General features: G+C 70.4%; 15 protein-coding genes and 1 tRNA gene. 2 read left to right on the plus strand and 14 right to left on the minus strand.

Features of this window, described 5'->3' with window-relative positions:
* Window positions 1-293: 293 nt before the first annotated feature.
* The 9 genes from ACQPZP_RS41155 to topA all read right to left on the minus strand — a co-directional run bounded on the left by ACQPZP_RS41155 (window position 294) and on the right by topA (window position 12,072).
* On the minus strand, window positions 294-1,130 hold the full coding sequence (locus ACQPZP_RS41155; protein WP_433479762.1) for a PSP1 domain-containing protein: 837 nt from the start codon (window positions 1,128-1,130) through the stop codon (window positions 294-296).
* 50 nt (window positions 1,131-1,180) lie between these two features.
* Window positions 1,181-2,164: a TolB family protein gene (locus ACQPZP_RS41160; protein ID WP_433475018.1), complete on the minus strand. Its 984-nt coding sequence runs from the start codon at window positions 2,162-2,164 to the stop codon at window positions 1,181-1,183.
* 117 nt (window positions 2,165-2,281) lie between these two features.
* Window positions 2,282-3,127 carry a fructosamine kinase family protein gene (locus tag ACQPZP_RS41165; RefSeq protein ID WP_433479763.1) on the minus strand — a complete coding sequence of 282 codons (846 nt, stop codon included), beginning with the start codon at window positions 3,125-3,127 and terminating at the stop codon, window positions 2,282-2,284.
* Window positions 3,124-3,603, minus strand: a complete 480-nt coding sequence (locus ACQPZP_RS41170; RefSeq protein WP_433475019.1) for a low molecular weight protein-tyrosine-phosphatase — start codon at window positions 3,601-3,603, stop codon at window positions 3,124-3,126. Before ACQPZP_RS41170 ends, ACQPZP_RS41165 begins: the two co-directional genes overlap by 4 nt.
* 7 nt (window positions 3,604-3,610) lie before the next feature.
* Window positions 3,611-4,123, minus strand: a complete 513-nt coding sequence (locus ACQPZP_RS41175) for a permease-like cell division protein FtsX (RefSeq protein WP_433475020.1) — start codon at window positions 4,121-4,123, stop codon at window positions 3,611-3,613.
* A 141-nt stretch (window positions 4,124-4,264) separates the two neighbouring features.
* The gene (locus ACQPZP_RS41180) at window positions 4,265-5,977 is read right to left on the minus strand and encodes a S8 family peptidase (RefSeq protein ID WP_433475021.1); all 1,713 of its coding nucleotides are present in this window, start codon (window positions 5,975-5,977) and stop codon (window positions 4,265-4,267) included.
* A gap of 150 nt (window positions 5,978-6,127) precedes the next feature.
* Complete coding sequence (locus ACQPZP_RS41185) at window positions 6,128-7,264, minus strand: DNA polymerase III subunit delta' (protein ID WP_433475022.1); 1,137 nt, start codon at window positions 7,262-7,264, stop codon at window positions 6,128-6,130.
* A gap of 19 nt (window positions 7,265-7,283) precedes the next feature.
* Entirely contained in the window at window positions 7,284-9,254 is a 1,971-nt protein-coding gene (tmk, locus tag ACQPZP_RS41190) for a dTMP kinase (RefSeq protein ID WP_433479764.1), read from the minus strand.
* Window positions 9,255-9,381: 127 nt separating this feature from the next.
* A complete protein-coding gene (gene topA / locus ACQPZP_RS41195) occupies window positions 9,382-12,072 on the minus strand; it encodes a type I DNA topoisomerase (RefSeq protein ID WP_433475023.1) in 2,691 nt (896 codons plus the stop codon).
* 255 nt (window positions 12,073-12,327) lie between these two features.
* On the opposite strand from topA, the gene ACQPZP_RS41200 reads away from it, so the two are divergent.
* On the plus strand, window positions 12,328-12,513 hold the full coding sequence (locus ACQPZP_RS41200) for a DUF5703 family protein (RefSeq protein WP_021596264.1): 186 nt from the start codon (window positions 12,328-12,330) through the stop codon (window positions 12,511-12,513).
* A 189-nt stretch (window positions 12,514-12,702) separates the two neighbouring features.
* Here ACQPZP_RS41200 and ACQPZP_RS41205 read toward each other — a convergent pair whose 3' ends face one another.
* The 3 genes from ACQPZP_RS41205 to ACQPZP_RS41215 form a co-directional block, all read right to left on the minus strand.
* The gene (locus tag ACQPZP_RS41205; protein WP_433475024.1) at window positions 12,703-14,835 is read right to left on the minus strand and encodes a chaplin family protein; all 2,133 of its coding nucleotides are present in this window, start codon (window positions 14,833-14,835) and stop codon (window positions 12,703-12,705) included.
* A 131-nt stretch (window positions 14,836-14,966) separates the two neighbouring features.
* Window positions 14,967-15,638: a hypothetical protein gene (locus tag ACQPZP_RS41210; protein ID WP_433475025.1), complete on the minus strand. Its 672-nt coding sequence runs from the start codon at window positions 15,636-15,638 to the stop codon at window positions 14,967-14,969.
* 79 nt (window positions 15,639-15,717) lie between these two features.
* A complete protein-coding gene (locus ACQPZP_RS41215) occupies window positions 15,718-17,025 on the minus strand; it encodes a M20/M25/M40 family metallo-hydrolase (RefSeq protein ID WP_433475026.1) in 1,308 nt (435 codons plus the stop codon).
* Between the two features lie 117 nt (window positions 17,026-17,142).
* Between ACQPZP_RS41215 and ACQPZP_RS41220 the strand changes: the two genes are divergently transcribed.
* Window positions 17,143-17,228, plus strand: a tRNA-Leu gene (locus ACQPZP_RS41220).
* Window positions 17,229-17,397: 169 nt separating this feature from the next.
* Here ACQPZP_RS41220 and ACQPZP_RS41225 read toward each other — a convergent pair.
* Both ACQPZP_RS41225 and ACQPZP_RS41230 read right to left on the minus strand, forming a co-directional pair.
* Window positions 17,398-18,741, minus strand: coding sequence for a recombinase family protein (locus tag ACQPZP_RS41225; RefSeq protein WP_433475027.1), 1,344 nt, complete (start codon window positions 18,739-18,741; stop codon window positions 17,398-17,400).
* 639 nt (window positions 18,742-19,380) lie between these two features.
* The gene (locus ACQPZP_RS41230) at window positions 19,381-19,878 is read right to left on the minus strand and encodes a MarR family winged helix-turn-helix transcriptional regulator (RefSeq protein WP_433475028.1); all 498 of its coding nucleotides are present in this window, start codon (window positions 19,876-19,878) and stop codon (window positions 19,381-19,383) included.
* Window positions 19,879-19,919 lie beyond the last annotated feature (41 nt).

Here is a 19,919-nt window from a genome sequence, read left to right on the forward strand (position 1 = left end):
ACCATGCATTCCGACATCTTCCCTCAAGATCACCAATATTGCCGAGGGCTGGAACATAAGACCGAACTAGGTCAACGGTCTCAGCAGTGACAAGAAGCGATCTCCGACGGACGGTCGGCGCCTGGATCCTCCCATGAGATCTGTCCAGGTTGCTCGGCAGTTGGGCCTGCGATCGCCGTTGCCTGACTGAAGTCAGCTCAGGTATTGGGGCGATCGGTGACACGGAGTTCACCGTGCGCAGCCCGATCATCGTCGCGCTGTCCACTGGTCCCTGTCGACGATTAGCAGAAAGGTCAGGTAGCGGTCTCGTCGGAGGCACGGTTGTACGTAGCTTCGTGTTGTTGGCGGGGGGAGCAGACTGAGGCTGAGGGGCAGGAGCAGCGGCCGCCGCTGTTGAGGCGGACTGTGACCTTGTCCGCGGGGACGTTGCGTCCTACCACCTGGCCTGGGCCGTTCGGGGTGTCCACGCGGGATCCCAGCTTCGGCATGCTGTCGTGCGCCTTGACATACAACGGGTGCTCGTACTTGAGGCAGCACATCAGGCGGCCGCAGGCGCCTGCTATGCGGAGGGGGTTGACTGGGAGGTCCTGTTCCTTCGCCATGCGGACGGAGACGGGCTCGAAGTCCTTCAGGAAGGTGGCGCAGCACAGGTCCCGGCCGCAGGGGCCTATGCCGCCCTGGAGGCGGGCCTCGTCGCGGGGGCCGACCTGGCGGAGTTCGACGCGGGCCTTGATGCCGCGGGCCAGGTCGCGGACGAGGGCGCGGAAGTCGACCCGGTGCGGGGCGGTGAAGTAGATCTTGAAGACGTTGTCGGCGTCGAGGTAGTCGACGCCGATGACCTTCATCGGGAGCTCGTGCTTGCGGATCAGGCGCTTGGCGATGGAGCGGCCCTCGGCGCGGCGGCGGCGGTTGGCCTCGTCGCGGGCGAGGTGCTCGTCGGTGGCGGGGCCGGCGCATTCGGGGAGGCCGCCGATGTCGTCGGAGACCCACTGCGGCGCCCACACGCACTCGGCGACCTCGGGCCCGGAGTCGGTCGGGACGAGGACCCTGTCGCCGACCTTGGGGCTGTGCGGGCCGGGGTCGAGGTAATAGAGCCGACCGTAACGGGTGAAGCTGACGGCCATCACCATGCCCACAGTTTCGCTCCATTCGCCCGATTCCGTGGGACCCACTCTAGGTCTCACCAGGCGGCGTCGGCGAGATCCTCTCCTGGGACGGCCGGGACGCCCTGCGCGTACAGGTCGCCTGCGGTCGCGATGACGCCGCCGGTGTGGCCCACGTCGAGGCCGGTGAGCTCACCCTTGACCTTCTGGGCCCACAGGGCCTTGATGGGTTTTCCCTGCAGTGTGTAGGTCTGGAGCGTCAGTTCGGATTTCTTCGCTGCGGCCACGATGAGGGAGTTGCCGTCCCGGCTTAGGACGGCGTTGGAGCTGCCCCTTGGCAGGAGCATGACGGCCTTGCTGACCCTGAGGTCGCCGGCGGCGCCGTTGGTGTCGAGTGCGCGGACCTGGTGTCTGGCCGAGCCGGCCGAACTCCAGACGAAAGAGAGTGTGGAGCCGGACCAGGAGAGGCTTCCAACGCGAGCGCGCAGCTTCGTCGTCCACACCTTGTGGGTGCCGGTCTTGGGTGAGACCACGTCCACGCGGCTGCGTACGCCTCTGTAGGTGACGTAGGCGATGTGGTCGCCGTCCGGGCTTAGGGCGAGGTCCGACCAGGCTGTGGAGACGCCAGGGACGGTGGCGTTCGGGATGTCCTTGAGGTCCTTGGGACGTCCACGGCCGTCCAGGCGGAGGCGTTGGAAGGTGACCTTCTGGGCGCCGTAGGAGGCGACGACGTAGGAGCCGTCCTTGGCCGCGGCGACACGGTGGAAGCGACGGCCTTCTGGCGCGGCCACGGGCAGACCTACGTTCGCGCCCGTGTGGACGTCCCGGACCACCAACGCCGTACCCGGCTTGGTGATGCCGACAACGAACACCGGTTCCGTCTTCTCTGCCTTCGCGGCGGGCTTGGCGTCGTGCTCATCATCGGCGGCACGCTGGTGACGGTGCACCACGTCCACGCCGCCACCGATGAACAGCGCGGCCGCGGCGGCCACCCCGAGAGGGACGAGACCCTTCCACGAGCCGAGGCGGGTTCCCGGATCCTCGCGCCTGCCTTCGTCCATGGGTGTTCCTCGCACCTGCCTCTCTTGCCGGATCGCCCGTCGTTTCTATCTCATGTACATCGCGACAAACACCCATGAAGGTGGAGTTACCACATCGAAGCGAAGTCGCAAGCCGCGTCAGCCTAGCGACGCACGGGCCGCGTCGACCAGGGAGGCCCGGTACGACCCGCCGAACAGCGCCACATGGACGAGCAGCGGGTGCAGTTGGTGCAACGGGATGCGGGAGCGCCATCCGTCCGCAGGCGGCGCGGCCTCATCGTAGGCGGCAAAGACGCGTTCGAGGTGCGATGTCCCGAAAAGCGCCATCATGGCCAGGTCGGTCTCACGGTGGCCGCCGTGCGCGGCCGGGTCGATGAGCAGCGCCCGCTCGTCCGTCCAGAGGATGTTCCCCGACCACAGGTCGCCGTGGATGCGGGACGGCGGCTCCGGCGGCCCGGCGAGCGTCTCGACGTCCGCCATCACCCGCTCGACAAGACGGACGTCACCGGACGAGAGGTGCCGCGCGCCGAGCCGGAGGAACGGTTCGAGGCGGCGTTCGGCGTACCAGCGGGGCCAGGCGCGGTCGTCGGGCGTGTTGTCGAGCGGTAGGTCGGCGATGTAGCCGTCCCAGGGCGCGCCGTAGGCGGCCGGGCGGTTGCCGGTGTGCAGGGCGGCGAGTTCCCGCCCCAGCCGTTCGGCGGCCGCCGGGGACGGCGACGACGACGGGAGCCACGGCAGGACGAGCATGTGGTCGTCCGCCGCGACGACCTCGGGGACGGGCGTCCCGGGGCCCGCCTCCGCCAGCCAGCGCAGTCCGGCCGCCTCGGCCGCGAACACGCCGGCCCCACCGGAGGCCGCCTTCACGAACACCTCGCGGCCGTCGGCCAGGGAGGCCTTGTGCAACGTCCAGGAATGACTGGAACCGAGGTCGTGTACATCATCGACCCCGGTTCCCAGCAGGCGTTCGAGCCGCACTCTTCTCAGCTCTCCTTGAGCGCTGTGCGGATCTCCTCCAGGAGGCCCGGCATCGCCGCCTCGACCTGCTCCAAGACCATGTCGAAGTCGGCGCGGCCTCCGTAGTACGGGTCGGGGACGTCCAGGTCCCCGCCCGCGTCCGGGTCGAACTCGCGCAGCAGCCGGACCTTGCCGCGCGCCTCCGCGTCCGGCGCCATCGACTGCAGCGCCCGCAGATGCCCCTTGTCCAGCGCCAGGATCAGGTCGTAGCGGCCGAACCAGCCGGGTTCGAACTGCCGCGCCATGTGCGCCGACCGGTACCCGGCCCGCTCCAGCGCCGCGATCGTCCGGTCGTCGGCCTCGTCGCCCACGTGCCAGTTGCCGGTGCCCGAGCTGTCGACGTCGACGTCCAGCCGCTCCTCCTCGACGTGGTGGCGCAGCACCCATTCGGCCATCGGGGAGCGGCAGATGTTGCCCGTGCAGACGAAGGTGACTCGGTACGGCATCCCTCCATCATGCCCGAGGGCGAAGCGGCTGGATCACGACGTCCTCCACGCCCGCGGCGCCGGCCAACGCCGCCTTGACAGCCTCGGCGCCCGCGGTGTCGGCGACGCGCAGCCGCAGCGAATCGGGGACGTCGCCGGGACTCAGTGCGTCGAGCAGGTCCTTGCGGTCCTTGAAGAGCTTCTTGGCCCTCTCGTACGCCTGCTGCTGCGACTCGTACACCACGCTGCGCACCTTGGGCATGGCCTTGACGCGCTGGGTGACCGTCTGCCGCATCAGATCCGTCGCCTCCCTACCCCGGCAACTGGGAGCGGTCGACGAGCGGATGCAGAAGTACACCGACACCTGACGCTCGCCGGGCTGAGAAGCGTCGCTCTCGTCGTGCATCGCGTAGAAGCTCGCGGCGAGCGCGCCTCCCGTCAGCAGGACGGCCACCACCGCCGCGCCGACGATCATCCACGTTCGGGGCCGCCGGGCCGGGGGCTCGCCGGTGTCCTCGGGCCGCTCCTCCGGCTCGGTCATCGTCGCTCCTTCGCCCGCCACGTCCGAGACACGGTCGGTGTTCACCTTGCCACAGGGCGCACCGGATCGTCCCTCGGTGAAAAGAACACGGCCCCCGGCAGAGTCGCCGGGGGCCGTGTCCTGGGGTGGCCTGATACAGGGTCAGCTTGAGACGGCGTTCAGCGCGTCCACGATGCCGTTGCCGAAGAAGCCGTTCTGCCCCTTCGAGCCCTCACATGTCTGCGTCGAGGTGTGCTTCACCCACTCGTCGCCCGACGTCGTGTACCAGACGTACTCGGTCGTGCGGGGGCTCGGGCATGCCTTGGCGGTCGCGGTGCCGCGCAGGATCTTCTCGACGAAGCCCGGGTCCAGGGTGAGGCCGCCCTGGCCGTCCCGGTGCCCGTACTTGCTGACGATGAGCGCGGCGACGCCCACGGCGTGCGGCGAGGCCATCGACGTGCCCTGCAGCGACTGGTAGTAGGCGCACTTGTCGCCCTTGCAGCTGCGGATGATGTACGGCACGTTCGGCGTCCCGTCGGCGTTCAGCTCGCCGCGCGCCTTCGCGAGCCGCTCGGGGTAGGCCGCCCAGATGCCGCCCTTGTCGTCCGGACGCTGGTCCGCGTTGTCGACCTTGTCGCCGCCGGGCGCGGCCACCGCGACGTAGCCGTTGCCGAAGCTGCTGTAGTACGACTTGCGGCCGCTCGGGCCGGTCGCCGAGATCGGGATGACGTGCTCGCCCTCGGACGGCATCGACACGCAGCTCGCCGGGACCGTCCGGTCGTGCGGCTCCTCACCCGGCACCGACGGGAAGTCCGGGCTGGTCGCGTCGTCGTTCGTCTTCGTGTAGTCGACGAAGTCGTTGCCGGCGGCGGAGATCAGCGTGACGCCCCGCCTGTGCGCGAAGTCGAGGGCCCGCTGGGCGGCCTTGATGATCGTCCGCTGCTCCAGCTGGTCCTCGGGGCTGTCGGCGGGGTTGTTGCCGCAGTTCCACAGCCACGGGTCGATGTAGTACGACATGTTGACGACGTCGATGCCGTTCTTGGCCGCGTAGGTCAGGCCGTCGACGGTCGGCTGGAGGAAGAAGTAGCCGGAGTCCTGGCCGACCCGCAGGTTGACGATCGACACGTCCGGCGCGACGCCCGCCATGCCGAGGCCGTTGCGGGGCGAGGCGATCGTGGACGCGACGTGCGTGCCGTGGTCGTTGTCGTCCCAGTTGTTGGGGTCGACGCACGACTTGAACTCGCAGGGACCGTCGACCTCGTTGCCGTTGGCGTCGGTCGGGATGTCGTGCGTGAAGTTCCGGCTGAGCTTCCGGTTGAAGTTCGGCGCGATGTCCGGGTGGTCACCGTCGACACCGGTGTCGAGGACGCCGACCAGCACGCGCTTGTCTCCCGGCTCCTTCTTGTACGAGCCGTCCGCCGTCGCGTGCATCTGCTTCATGTCCCACTGCAGATCCGCGAGCGGCTCGGTGTCCTTGGACGGCTTGCCGGTCAGGGCGACCTTGTTCTTCACGCCCTTGACGCCGACCAGCCGCTCGACCTTGGCGGCCTTCTTCTTCGTCTTCGGCGCCTCGCCGATGACCCGGTTGTGCGCGACGCCCTCCAGCGCCCGCTGGTTCATCACGGCGTGGATGAACTCCGGGTTGTCCGAACGGACGGTCGCGACGCCCACGTCACGGTTCTCGTGGACGACCTTGCCACCGGCGGCCTTGACGGCCTGGTGGGCCCAACCGAGAGAAACGCCCTCCTTGTAGAGGACGACGTACTCCGACTCCGCACCCTTCGCCTGCGTCGGGTTCGGAGCCGCTGACGCTGGGAACGCGAGGGCCGCCATGGTGGTGACGGCGCACGCGGCGGAAATCAAGGCTCGCCGCAAAGCAGACCTCCTGGCCGTGGGGTGACTAGCCCGCTTTTCTGTTGATCAGCCAGCAGACGCTACTTGTGCGCTTGTTGAGAGACGCGTACGGAAATGTAACGAATAGGGACATCTCTTGTAAGCCGTACGCAAGTGTCACGCGATGCGATGTCAGCCGGTACGCAGGGCGAGGGCGAGCGCCTCGAACGCCAGCTGCGGGTTGACGTTCGCCGCCAGCCTCTCCCTGCAGTCCATGATCGCATCGAGGCGGCGGAGGGTGTCCTCCGGGCGTCCCGTCCCCGCCGCCGTGCGCAGTTCGGGGCCGAGTTCGATGTTGACCAGCTCGCTGCCCGCCCCCAGCTGCAGCGTCAGCACGTCGCGGTAGTAGGACGCGAGATCGAGCAGCGTCCGGTCCAGCGCGTCGCGCAGCACGCGCGTCGCCCGCGACTTCTGCCGGCCTTCGAGCTCCTTGAGCGCGCCCGCGGTGCCGCGCGGCATCCGCCCCTTCTCGCTCTCGCCGAGCGCCTTGCGCAGGGCGGACGTCTCCGTCTCGTTCAGCTCACCCGTCTGCGAGTCCCGCTCCGCCTCGGCCGCCTTCACGAGGATCTCCGCCGCCGCCACCGCCGGGCTCACCCCGGTCAGCCGGCGCGGGATCGCCACCACGTCGTCGCGCACCCGGCGCATCCGGGGGTCCGAGGCCAGCCGACGTGCCCGGCTGATGTGCCCCTGCGCGGCCCGCGCCACCACCTCGGCGGTCTCCCGCTCGACGCCGTCCCGCTGGACGAGGAAGTCGGCGATGGCCCCGATCGGCGGGGTCTGCAGCGTCACCAGCCGGCAGCGCGACCTGATCGTGACGAGCAGGTCCTCCGGCGACGGCGTGCACAGCAGCCAGATCGTCCGCGCCGGCGGCTCCTCGATCGACTTCAGCAGCGCGTTCGCGGCGCCCTCGGTGGCCCGGTCGGCGTCCTCGAACAGCACGATCTGCCAGCCGTGCCCGCTCGGCGAGGACGAGGCCCGCAGCACCAGCGCGCGGGCGTCCTTGATGCCGAACGACAGCCCCTGCGGGCGGACGACCTCCACGTCCGCGTGCGTGCCCTGGAGGACCTGGTGGCAGGACGCGCAGTGCCCGCATCCCCGCGGCGTCTCCGTGCACTGCAGCGCCGCCGCGAACGCCCGCGCCGCGGCGACGCGTCCGGAGCCGGGAGGCCCGGTGAACAGCCACGCGTGCGCCGGGCCCGTTCCCCCGGCGGCCGATGACAGCTGCGCGATGACGGGTTCCTGCCCGACCAGGTCGTCCCACACGCTCATGGGAAAGAGGCTAGCCGGATCAGTAGTCCGTGATGACCGGGAACGTGCTCGTGACGTCCTCGGTGCCGGCCGGGACGGGGTCGGGCAGGATCTCGCGGATGCGGTACTGGATCTCGCGGCTCAGTTCGCCCTGCGGTCGGCTCGCGTCCAGGATCAGGTACCGGTCAGGGTCGGCCTCGGCGAGGGCGTGGAAGCCCGCGCGGACGCGCTCGTGGAAGTCCGCCGACTCCGACTCGATGCGGTCGGCGGGCGCGGACAGCCGGTTCAGTCCCGCCTGCGGGGGGATCTCCAGCAGGACGGTCAGGTCCGGGACGAGCCCGCCGGTCGCCCACGCGTTGACCCGCGCGATGTCCTCGACGGGCTGCTGCCGTCCGAAGCCCTGGTAGGCGAGGGACGAGTCGACGTAGCGGTCGCTGACCACGATCGCGCCCCGGTCCATCGCCGGCCTGATCACGTTGGCGACGTGGTCGGCCCGGTCGGCGGCGTACAGCAGCGTCTCCGCGCGGACGGACAGGCCGGTCGTGTCGCGGTCGAGGAGCATCGCGCGCAGCCGCATGCCGATCTTGGTGGCGCCCGGCTCGTGCGTCGTGACGACGTCGTAGCCGTGGTCGCGGAGCCAGATCGCGGCGAGCCGCGCCTGGGTGGTCTTGCCCGCGCCCTCGCCGCCCTCGAACGCGACGAACACGCCGCGGTTGCGGCGGACGGGCTGCTGGGGCGCGGCGACGGCCTGCTCCGGCGGCGTGTAGATCTCGCCGCGCAGGGCCGCGCGCAGATCGGCGACGAGCGGGATGCCGCGCCGGTCGTCCAGCCTCCGGTACGCGAGGAGCCCGGACAGCAGGGCGACGACGGCGGCGATCAGCAGCGCGGCGTTCGCCCCGTGGAAGTCGTAGCCGCCGCCGATGTCGATCCGGTGGGAGCCGAGCGCCCCGGCGATCAGCGGGACGGCGGCGAACGCGACCAGCACGGTGACGAGCGCGACCGACCGCAGATAGGCGGACGGGCGGCTGTCCTCGGACGCGTCGGGGTCGTTCACCGCGGCGTCGGCGTTCGACCAGGCGGCCCCGGCGAACACACCCAGGAACGCCGTCATGAACACGACGACGACAAGGTTCTGGACGAGGGCGAGCACGACCAGCGCCAGCGCGGCGGCGATCACGGCGAGGCCGAGGAGCCTGCGGCGGCTGAACGGGACGAGGGCGCGCGGCCCGAGGAACAACCCGAAACCGAACCCCACGGTGAGCCCGGTCAGGACGGTGCCGTACCCGGCGTCGCCGCCGCCCAGCTCACCGGTGTGGACGCGAGCCACGGCCACGACCGCGGCCGCCGTGACGGACGCGCCGGCGATCGCGAGGCCGAGACCGCGCGCGGCGGCCGTCCCCGGCCCCTGGAAGATCAGCTTCAGCGGCGAGGGGACCGCGGCGTGCTCGGTCACCGGGATCTCGCGGATCGTGGCGACGGCGGCGGTCGCGACGAGGAAGAGGCCCGCCGTCACGTAGAGCGCGAGGTCGGCGCGGGAGCCCTCGCCGAGCGTCCCGCCCGCGATGAGGGCGAGGACGGCGAACAGCAGCGCGGCGGCCGGGGCCGGGCCGTGCAGCACGCGGGTCGCGGTGCGGCGGGCGGCGGGACGCAGCTCCTCGTCCGGGGCCAGGGCGGGCAGGGCCGCGCGCGCCGCCGGAACCCACAGCAGGCTCAGGCAGGAGACGAGGAACGCCGCCGCGAGCGTCCACGGCAGCATGTCCACGAGCGGCACCGTCAGGACGACCACCAGCCGCAGCACGTCGGCGATCATCAGCATCAGCCGGCGGTCGACGCGGGCGGCGAGCATGCCCCCGAGCGGTGCGAGCACCACCGCCGGCAGCAGCATCAGCGCGAGCGTGCCACCGACCGCCTGCGCGGTGGTGGCGGGGTCGTCGTCGCGGGTCAGCGTCGCGGCCATCGCGGTCAGCGCGGGGACGCTGAGCCACTGGGCGACGCTGGACAACGACAACACGATCCGTAGCCGCTGGAACGGCACGGCCGAGGTAAGCGACGAAACGCCCGGCGGCGGTGAAGCTGCGGGGTGCGGCCGAGGTGCGCCCGTTCTGGTCATGTCGGTCAGGGTATCGGCGTAGATGTCCCTAGGAGCCGGACTTTGCGGAGGTTCGGCGCCGGGTTGCCGTCTTCTTCTTCCCGCCGCCCGCGGCCACCTTCTCCCGGCGCTCCGCGAGCAGCTCGGCGGCGCGCTGGATCGTGATCGACTCGACCTCGTCGCCCTTGCGCAGGGACGCGTTCGTCTCACCGTCGGTGACATAGGGGCCGAAGCGCCCCTCCTTCACCACGACCGGCTCCCCGCTCGCCGGGTCCTTGCCCAGCTCACGCAGCGGAGCGGCGGCCGCGGCCCGGCGGCCGCGCTGCTTGGGCTGCGCCAGCAGCTCCTTCGCCTGCTCCAGCGTGACGGTGAACAGCTCCTCCTCCGAGCCGAGCGAACGGCTGTCGGTGCCCCGCTTGATGTAGGGACCGAAACGGCCGTTCTGCGCGGTCACCGGCTCGCCGTCCAGCTCACCGAGCGTGCGCGGCAGCGACAGCAGCTTCAGCGCGTCGTCGAGCGTGATCGAGTCGAGCGACATCGACTTGAAGAGGGAACCGGTGCGCGGCTTGGGGGTGTCGGCCTTCTTCGTCCGCTTCTTCCCGTCGGCGGGCGGCGCCGGCTCGGGCAGGATCTCGGTGACATAGGGGCCGAACCGCCCCGACTTGGCGACGATCGTGTGGCCCGTCTCCGGGTCGGTGCCGAGCTCCCGGTCGCCGGACGGCTGCGCCATCAGCTCCTCGGCCTTCTCGGCGGTCAGCTCGTCCGGCGCGATGTCGTCGGGGATGTTGACCCGCTCGCCGTCGCGGTCGAGGTAGGACCCGTACCGGCCGACCCGGACCACGATGTCGGTGTCCTTGATCGGGAACGAGCTGATCCCCTTGGCGTCGATGTCGCCGATGTCGCCGACCAGCTCCTTCAGCCCCTCCTCACCGCTGTCGCCGAAGTAGAACCGGGTCAGCCAGCGGACGCGCTCGGCCTCGCCGCGCGCGATCTCGTCGAGACCGTCCTCCATGTTCGCGGTGAAGTCGTAGTCGACCAGGTTGCCGAAGTGCTGCTCCAGCAGGTTGACCACGGCGAACGCCAGGAACGACGGGACGAGCGCCGTGCCCTTCTTGAACACGTACTCGCGGGCCAGGATCGTCCCGATGATCGAGGCGTAGGTGGACGGGCGGCCGATCTCCCGCTCTTCCAGCTCCTTGACCAGGCTGGCCTCGGTGTAGCGGGCGGGCGGGCGGGTCGAGTGGCCCTCCGCGTCCACCGCGTTCGCGGTCAGCGGGTCGCCCTCCGCCAGGTTCGGCAGCCGCCGCTCCTGGTCGTCGCGGTCGGTCGACGGGTCGTCCGCGCTCTCCACGTACGCCTTGAGGAAGCCGTGGAAGGTGATCGTCTTACCGGTCGCGCCGAACTCGGCCCGCTCGTTCCGGGTCGAGACGCCCGTGACCCGGATCGACACCGACTGGCCAGCGGCGTCCTTCATCTGGGACGCGATCGTCCGCTTCCAGATCAGCTCGTAGAGGCGGAACTGGTCGCCGGACAGGCCCGTCTCCGCCGGCGTCCGGAACGTGTCGCCCGCCGGGCGGATCGCCTCGTGCGCCTCCTGCGCGTTCTTCACCTTCGACGCGTAGACGCGCGGCTTGTCCGGGACGTACTCGCCGCCGAACAGCGACGCCGCCTGCCGCCGCGCCGCCGTGATCGCCGTCTCCGACAGCGTGATCGAGTCGGTCCGCATGTAGGTGATGAAGCCGTTCTCGTACAGCTTCTGCGCGACCGACATAGTGTACTTCGCGGAGAAGCTCAGCTTGCGGCTGGCCTCCTGCTGAAGCGTCGTCGTCCGGAACGGGGGGTACGGCTTGCGCGTGTACGGCTTGCGCTCGACCGACTTGACCTCGTACGGGCGGCCCCGGAGCCGCTCCGCCAGCGCACGCGCCGCCGGCTCGTCCAGGTGCAGCACGTCCCGCGTCTTCAGCGTGCCGTCGGCCGCGAAGTCACGCCCCTGTGCGACCCGCCTGTCGTCCACGGAGATGAGCCCGGCCTTGAACACCGTGGGCTCTTCGTCCTTGTGCGTGTCGAACTGCGCCGCGATGTCCCAGTAGTGGGCGGGGACGAACGCGATCCGCTCCCGCTCCCGCTCGACCACCAGCCGCGTCGCCACCGACTGCACACGGCCCGCCGACAGCTTCGGCATGACCTTCTTCCACAGGACGGGACTGACCTCGTACCCGTAGAGGCGGTCCAGGATGCGGCGCGTCTCCTGCGCGTCCACCAGGCGCATGTTCAGCTGGCGCGGGTTCGCGGCGGCGCGCTGGATCGCGTCCTTGGTGATCTCGTTGAAGACCATCCGGTGCACGGGGACCTTCGGCTTCAGGACGTCCTGGAGGTGCCAGGCGATCGCCTCGCCCTCCCGGTCCTCGTCCGTCGCGAGGAACAGCTCGTCCGCCTCGGCGAGCAGCTTCTTGAGCTTCTGGACCTGCTGCCGCTTGTCGGTGTTGACCACGTAGAGCGGTTCGAAGTCCTGCTCGACGTTCACGCCGAGCTTCGCCCACGGCTCGCCCTTGTACTTGGCCGGCACCTCCGAGGCGCTCCCCGGGAGATCCCGGATATGGCCGATACTGGACTCCACGATGTAGCCGCGGCCCAGGTACCCGGCGATCGTCTTCGCCTTCGCGGGCGACTCGACGATCACCAGGCGCGTCGCCGCACCGTTGCCCCGGCCACTGTTCGCGGTGCCGTTCTTGGCTGGCACAGTCGCTCCAACCTCGCAGTCTCGGTTCCTCTTACACAGGCTCTTTCTTACCGGCTTCCTACAACGCCGCATGACGGCGCGTTCATGCCCGGGCGCTCCCGCCGCCGTCCCGCGATCATCGTGCCGCCCCTTGCGGGGGACGGGATTTCCACCGCCGCGCGCCTCCGACAGGATGACATGCCGCCGGACTCCGCGCGGACCGGGACGCCACGGTACGGTGCCGGGCGGCCGTTAGACCAAGTAATAATGGTCGCAATGGCGGAGTACACCTACCTCGTCCTGTCACTGCCCCGCGGCACCACGCGTGATACCGCCCGGCAGATCCTCACCGAGCACGCGGAACGCGGCGGCTGGGAGATCGATCGGTTGCGCCTGTACCCGGACGGACGCCGTCGTATTCAACTCCGCCGCAAGGTCATCCGTGCCGTCCGCACGTTCTGACCGTCCCTGCGGTCCGTCCGGAGCGTAGCACCACGTACGGACCCCCTGACGTATCGTTACCGATCCGGCCGGGATCGGCCTCTGGGCATGGCTTCGCCCGCCCCGGACCGCGCCTTCCGGGACGGGCGAAGATCTTCCGCGGCTCGCCGGACCGTGGCCGCACCGCCACGCCGGCCTCCTCCGCGGGGGCTAGCGGCGGGCCGTCCGGACGCGGCGGGTCAGCGCCAGCGCGCCGGCCACCGCGGCCAGCACCCCGGCCGCCAGCGGCGCCCGCAGCGAGCCCTGCGCCCCGGACGTGATCGTCTGCTCGGCCGCGACCTTCCTGACCTGCCCGATCCCGTCCGTCGCGGGGACGTGGCCGACCGCCGGCCCATCCACCTTCGGCAGCCGGTGGCCCGCGACCGGCACGACCGGCGTGGCGGGCAGCGCCCGTCCGTGCGTCCTCGTGAGGACGTCACCGCGCTGACCGGTCACGTGCTTCACGCCGTTGAGCGCGGGGGTCCCGGGCAGAGCCTTCCCCACCGGCAGGCGGGCGCCCGGCACGTTGGTCAGGCCGCCGGCCGACGGCAGCCCGTGCACCTTGGGCAGCGCGACCGGCTTCGCCGGCCCGTCCACCCGGGGCAGGCCCCCGGCCACGGGCACACCGTGCGCCGCGCGCCTGCCGTTGATCTTGGGCAGGCCGGCGCCACCCGGCAGGGCCTGCGTGTCGAGCAGCGACACCGGAATCGGCGCACCGCCGTCGCCGAGCGCCGGCCCCTTGCCCTTGACCAGCTGCTTTCCGGTGGACCCGGCATTGGTCACCCCGTCCAGTCGCGGCAGAACCCCACCCGTCGCACGGCGGCCGTTCGCGTTGGGCAGCCCACCAGGCCGGGCCGCGGAACCGACCGCCGACAGCCCCTTGACCTTCGGCAGACCGCTCGTCTTGGGCAGACCGCTCGTCTTGGGGAGGCCGCTGGTCTTCGGCAGGCCGCTGGTCTTCGGCAGACCGCTCGTCTTCGGCAGACCGGCGGTCTTCGGCAGACCGTTCGGCTTCGGCAACGCGACGAGCTTGGCAAGCCCGTTCACGCCGGGCGTGGTCGCGGGCCGCGCCGGGATGGCCGCGCCGGTCGTGCGGGAGTAGGGGTGGTAGCCGCCGTGGCCCGGGCCCTCCTCGCACAGGCCCGAGGCGAGGCCGAGGACGGCGGCCGCGTTACCGCACGCCTCGGCGGGGTTCTCGACCGGCGCGTTTCCCTGGTTGCCCGAGCCGACGCCGTGGTCGCCGGATGTCTGGGCGCCGGACCCGTGGGGCCCCTCGACCAGGGTCTGGCCGTTGCAGCTCGCGGCGGCCAGGCCGACGACGGCAGCGGCGTTGCCGCAGACCTCGGCGGGGAGGGAGATCGGAGCGTTGCCCTGGTTTCCGGAGAGGATTCCGCCCACGCCGGACGTGTGCTGGCCGCCGCCGGAACTGCTGCGCGCGTGCGCGCCGCCCTCACAGAACGCGCCGGCCTGTCCGACCAGTGCCGCGGCGTTGCCGCAGGCGGTCAGCGGGACGCTGACCGGGGCGTTGCCCTGGTTTCCGGAGAGCACGCCGAAGGCGCCGTCGGTGGTCTGCCGTCCCGTCCGGTGGCCGCCGTTGCGGACGGACGCGCCGCCCTCGCAGGACGCCGCCGCCTGCCCGACGGCGTTGCCGCAGATGTCGACGGGCACGCTGATCGGGATGTTGGCCTGGTTGCCGGCGCCTACACCGAAGATGCCGGACGTCTTCTGCCCGGAACCGGTGTTTCCGCCGCTCTTCACGAGCGACCCGCCCTCGCAGCCCGCGACCGCGTCGCCGACGGCCGCGACCGCGTTGCCGCACACGTTGACGGGGATGGAGATGGGCGCGTTCACCTGGTTTCCGGCGAGGACACCGTTGGTCCCGTTCGTACGCTGACCGCCGGTGCCGCCGTCGTTGACCGTCGCGCCGCCCTTGCAGCCCGCGTCCGCCTCGCCGAGGACGGCGGCGGCGTTGCCGCAGACGTTCACCGGGACCGAGATGGGGGCGTTGACCTGGTTTTCGGACGCGATGCCGTGCGCGCCGGACGTCCGCCGGCCGCCGTCGCGCTTGTGGATCTTGACGCCGCCGTGCGAGGTGGCGTAGCCGTTGCCGAGCAGGGTGACGCCGTTGCCGCTGACGTCGACGGGCGCGGAGATCGGCACGTCCACCTGGTTGCCGCTCAGGACGCCGCCGTTGCCGTTCGTGATGTCGGCGAGGGCGGTGCCGGGGATGGCGCTGACACCGAGAGCGACAAAGCCCGCGGTGAGCAGCGCGGCACGGGATGTGCCTTTTGCCCACGTTCGCATGATGCTCCGTTCGGGGAGATGGTGAGAGACACACGTGTCTCGGGAAATGCCGCGCGCAAAAAGGGCACGGCGAATGACCGGATCGGCGCGCCCGAGCCGCACGGGCGCCCGTCCGGAGCCTGTGATCGGGATTAGTCGGGCGCGAAGGACGGCTCGTCCGCGGCGGTGCGGACGGCCGGGGGCAGCGCGCCGGAGACGCGCGGTCGCGCCGCGCGAGGCGGGGCGGGAGCCCACGTCCCGGTGACCGGGAAGCCCGCGGTCGCGCCTGGGACGACGACGGCGCCGGCCGCCGAATGCGTGCCGGGCCGCTCGGGCGCCGGCAGCGGCGCCCGGTGGTGCCGGACGGCATGGCGCGCCCCATGCCCGATGCTCGTGCGCACTCGGGAAACCGCGGAAACGACGGGTCGCACCGGCCGCCGGTGGATCTTCACCGCCGGGACGCTCTTCGGGGAGGGCGGCGCGACCTCATGACCCGCCACCGGTGCCGCCGGCACCGCCGGCTTCGACGGCGACGCGTCCCGCACGTGCGTGCCGGGTTTCGCCTTCTGCGCCACCGCACGCACGACCCGGCGCACCGGTTCGCGTTCATGGACGGTGGTGACCGCGTCCTTCAGCAGGGGCGTCTTCGCGACGACCCCCGCCGGCCGCGGCACGGGCGGCACCTCTTCCGCGTGGGCCGAATGCCCGGCGCACCCGAGCAGCCAGCCCGCTACCAGCAGCCCGCCGAGGACGAGCAGCCGCCGGACGGCGACGCGGGTCAGCCGGACGGGAACCGTCCGAATCCGCGCCGCGCCACCTGCCACCGGACACCTTCCGTTGCGACAAACCCGCCCTCAACGAATGGCGACGATAGCACCACGGAACGCATTGGTGATGGCAAATTCAGGAGCGATCAAGGAATTTGTCGAGGACCCTGGCGCCGAAACGCAGCCCGTCCACCGGAACGCGTTCGTCGACCCCATGGAACATTCCGGAAAAGTCCAACTCTGGGGGCAGTTTCAGCGGCGCGAAACCGAAGCACCGCATGCCCAGCCGGGCGAACGACTTGGCGTCCGTCCCGCCGCTGAGGCAGTACGGCACCGGCAGCGCTCCCGCGTCCTCCGAGGTCAGAGCCGCCTCCATCGCGGCGACGAGCGCCCCCTCGTAGTCCGTCTCGACCGCATGGTCATAGTGGACGAAATCGCGCTGGACGTCCGGCCCGAGAAGTTCGTCCACTACCGCGAAGAACTCCTCCTCATATCCGGGCAAAAACCGTCCATCCACCTGAGCCGTAGCGCTTTGCGGAATGACATTCGTCTTATATCCGGCATCCAGCCGCGTGGGATTGAGGGTGTTCCTGAGCGTCGCCCCGATCATTCGCGCCAGCGGCCCGATCTCGTCAAGGCACTTTCCGGGATGTTCCGGATCGAACTCCACCCCGTACGCCATGCACGCCCGCTCCAGGAACGCCCGCACCGACTTCGTCAGCCGCACCGGGAACTCGTGCGACCCCAGCCGCGCGACCGCCGCCGCCACCGCCGTGACCGCGTTGTCCGGATGCACCATCGACCCGTGCCCGGCCGTCCCGGTGGCGGTCAGGTTCATCCACCCGATGCCCTTCTCCGCCGTCTCGATGAGGTACATCCGCCGGTCCCCGGGCACCGTCAGGCTGAACCCGCCGACCTCCCCCACGGCCTCGGTGCACCCCTCGAACAGCTCCGGATGCTCCCGGACGAGCCACTGCGCACCCCATTTGCCCCCGGCCTCCTCGTCCGCCAGGAAGGCGAGCACCACGTCACGCGGAGGCTTCCGCCCCTCCCTGAGCCGCTGCCGGACGACGGCGAGGATCATCGCGTCCATGTCCTTCATGTCCACGGCCCCGCGGCCCCAGACGCACCCGTCCGCGATCTCCCCGCCGAACGGATCCCGCGTCCAGTCCTCCCTGCGCGCCGGCACGACGTCGAGGTGCCCGTGCAGCAGCAACGCGTCCCGCCCCGGGTCCTCCCCCTCGATGCGCGCCACGAGACTGGCCCGCCCCGGATGCGACTCGAAGATCCGCGACTCCAGCCCGACCTCGTCGAGCCTCTCCGCGACGTACTCCGCCGCCGCCCGCTCCCCCGGCCCCGAATGATCGCCCGGGTTGCTGGTGTCGATCCGGATCAGTTCCTGGCAGAGCCGGACGACCTCGTCCTCAGCGGTCGGCTGAACCACAGTGATCTCCTCGCGTCCTCGCGTACCGTCCCATGGTGCCCCGCCGATCGACTTCGCCGCGACTCGTCTCCTTTGGTATGGTGAAGCCCGCCGCAGCCCCGCTGCGGCCTGCGACCGGTCCGGGTGGCGGAATAGGCAGACGCGCTAGCTTGAGGTGCTAGTGCCCTTTACGGGGCATGGGGGTTCAAGTCCCCCCTCGGACACATGATTATGCATGGTTCCGAAAATCTATGCATGATGAGTGAATAGCCTAGCTTCAGATATCTTCCGAAGCTGGGCTTTCTTAGTTGGTTCACCGAGCCGGCGGCTCAGCGTTGCACGTCAGATTGCATAACAATCCATAGGTTAGTGTCCGAGGGGACACGCTCTGAGTCAGCGAAGGCTGAGCACGATCGGTCCCCTACCGCCCTGAGCGATGATGCTTTGCCCGTGGTGGTCGTAGGTCAGTTCGAGGCTGAGCCGACGGCACAGCGCAGCCTGGTCAGCCTCACCGCGGGGGATGTCGACGTTCTCGAACGCGATGGCGGCCTCGGCCTGGCTTCTCTCGGCGATCGCGCGAATCAGCACAGCGCCCAGGTGACTGGTGATCGCGTCTTCGCGGACCGACACGCTGGCAGGCCAATCCTCCCGTCCTCCGTGTCGGTGATGGCAGCGGTAGTTCGCGCGGCCGTTGTTCCAGGCGCCCTGCATCCGGCGACCGCACAACCCGCACCGCAGAAGGCCGCGCAGCAGGTAGCTCCGCCGGGTGGAAGCACCTGCGACGCGGGTGTCCTGGGCCAGTTCGAAGTCCTCGACGCTGACGATGGCGGGGTGAGCGATCCGGCGTGAGGTCACCCAGTCCTCACGGCGGTTCCAGCGCATCAGAGTCCGAGTCCCCAGACCCACATTGTGCGGGTCGACCAGAACGTCGGTGCGGCTCTGCTTGTTCCACACCTGGTGACCGGTGTAGCGAGGATTGCCCAGAATCGAGAGCACGGTCCCGGCCGTCCATCCAGCACCGGACCGATGCCGGTTACGACACCGGTCATGGGCGGACGGGCAGGAGACACCGTCAGCATTCAACGCACCAGCGATGCGCTTGCCGCCCCAACCATCAAGCCGCAACGCGAAGATCCGCTCCACGACCGGTGCCACTTGCAGGTCGAGCTCCAGCCGATGGCACCGAGCACCCAGCGCCGCCAGCACCGGGTTGTGGTGGGGTCCCGCGTCGGCCAACCGGTAGCCGTAGGGCGGCCGTCCACCCAAGTAGCGTCCTTCGCGCTCCGCCTGTGCCGCCATCGCCGCGCGGACCCGGACCTGGATGCGCCGCCGCTCGGCCTTGGACATCCCGGCATACATCGACATGATCAGACAGTGCGCTTCAGAGTCCGGATCAAGCGCACCGCCGACCTCCGGAACCCACAGCGCCACCTTGAAGTGAACGAACAGCGGGAAGACCAAGCCGAACTGGTTGTCGTAGAACACCCTCTGTGGTTCTCCGATCACCACCGCGTCGAACTCACGCCCGCGGTGCTCCAGCGCTTCCAGCAGCCGCGCCGACTCCGGCCGCCGCAGCCACGACACTGCCCGTGACTGCCCCACATCGAAGAACTCCGCCACGATCCGGCCATGACCGGCCACCAGCGCCTCAACACGAGCCAGCTGCCACTGACGTGACGCCACCGGATCCTGAAGATCCTCTCTCGACACCCGCCCCAAGAACGCGAACCTGACCATCACGACCTCCTGAACCGCGCACCGCGTACTACCCCTGTTCCTTCAGGCTGCTCCACACAACGGTCAGTGACCGGTGGGGTGATACGGGCTCTGCCTGCCGCTCCTTGTGACGGCGACGCTTCCTCCAGACTCGGACGAAGAACCTCTTCGTAAGCACGGCATGAGGCCCTGAGATCGTTTATGCGAAGTGTCAGGTACTGGACGGCAGACGGCAGGCACGCGATTTCGATGGGCGCGAGGACGGCGCATCCGGATCTGGCGGCCCGGCAGTCGCCCCTCACCCGAGCCGATCGACCACCGCGCCACCGTCCGCACCGACCGCGCCACCACGACCGAGCCCTGTAGCTCCTAGGGCGCCCTGCCTGGTGCGGCGCCCTGCACGTCCCCCCGACCTCCGCGGCGGCGTGGACGGGTTGCGCTGCGCACCGTCCCGGACGCGATCCTGTATGCGGACCGCACGGGCATCCCCTCGCGCCACCTGCCGCACGACTACCCGCCGTAGCAGACGATCTACGGCTACCTCCGCCTCTGATGCGACGCCCAGGTCTTCCGTCAGCTGTCCAGGCTGCGTGGTCGACACCCTCGGACTGCTGCTGACGGTCGTGGTCACCGTCGCCTCCGTCCGGTGCAGATGGGGGCTCACACCGCGGGTTTCGAGGGCGGGGTTCCCGATCGGGCCGCTACGAGGCCGGCTTCCACGGTGCCGAGCAGCGTGAGCGCCGTGTCGAGGCCGGTGGTGTCGTGAGTGGCGGCCGCCGAGACGGCTCTGGCCCATTCTTGGCGGACGAGGGCGTAGTTGGTCGTGCCGCGCTCGGTCACGTGGACGGTCACCCCGCGGCGATCGTCCGGGCAGGTTCGCCGTTCGATGAGGCCTTTGGTCTCCAGGCCGCGCAGGACGGTGGAGAGGTTGGTGCGCTGCAGTCCGGTGGCATCGGCGATCCGGCTGGGTGGGGCGGCGGGGTCGTCTTGGAGGTGACGCATCACCATGCCCTCCGACGGGGAGAGCGGGACGGCCCGCTCGTCGGTGTAGCCGCGGAACTGGATCTCCCGGGCGATGATCAGCACCAGGTCCGCCAGGTCGGCCCAGCCCGCCTCTGGGTCCTGTTCGTCGTCCGGCTGCCGCGCTCGGTCGTGCATCACATCTCCAGGGTGGGCGGTTGCCAAAAGGATAGTTATGA

Source organism: Spirillospora sp. CA-142024 (assembly GCF_050942325.1).
Lineage (GTDB): Bacteria > Actinomycetota > Actinomycetes > Streptosporangiales > Streptosporangiaceae > Spirillospora.

Bases quoted from the DNA above. Each gene is read 5' to 3' on its own strand.
- ACQPZP_RS41155 (WP_433479762.1), bottom strand. From the start codon at position 1,130: ATGGTGATGGCCGTCAGCTTCACCCGTTACGGTCGGCTCTATTACCTC.
- ACQPZP_RS41160 (WP_433475018.1), bottom strand. From the start codon at position 2,164: ATGGACGAAGGCAGGCGCGAGGATCCGGGAACCCGCCTCGGCTCGTGG.
- ACQPZP_RS41170 (WP_433475019.1), bottom strand. From the start codon at position 3,603: ATGCCGTACCGAGTCACCTTCGTCTGCACGGGCAACATCTGCCGCTCC.
- ACQPZP_RS41175 (WP_433475020.1), bottom strand. From the start codon at position 4,123: ATGACCGAGCCGGAGGAGCGGCCCGAGGACACCGGCGAGCCCCCGGCC.
- ACQPZP_RS41185 (WP_433475022.1), bottom strand. From the start codon at position 7,264: ATGAGCGTGTGGGACGACCTGGTCGGGCAGGAACCCGTCATCGCGCAG.
- ACQPZP_RS41200 (WP_021596264.1), top strand. From the start codon at position 12,328: ATGGCGGAGTACACCTACCTCGTCCTGTCACTGCCCCGCGGCACCACG.
- ACQPZP_RS41205 (WP_433475024.1), bottom strand. From the start codon at position 14,835: ATGCGAACGTGGGCAAAAGGCACATCCCGTGCCGCGCTGCTCACCGCG.
- ACQPZP_RS41225 (WP_433475027.1), bottom strand. From the start codon at position 18,741: ATGGTCAGGTTCGCGTTCTTGGGGCGGGTGTCGAGAGAGGATCTTCAG.
- ACQPZP_RS41230 (WP_433475028.1), bottom strand. From the start codon at position 19,878: ATGCACGACCGAGCGCGGCAGCCGGACGACGAACAGGACCCAGAGGCG.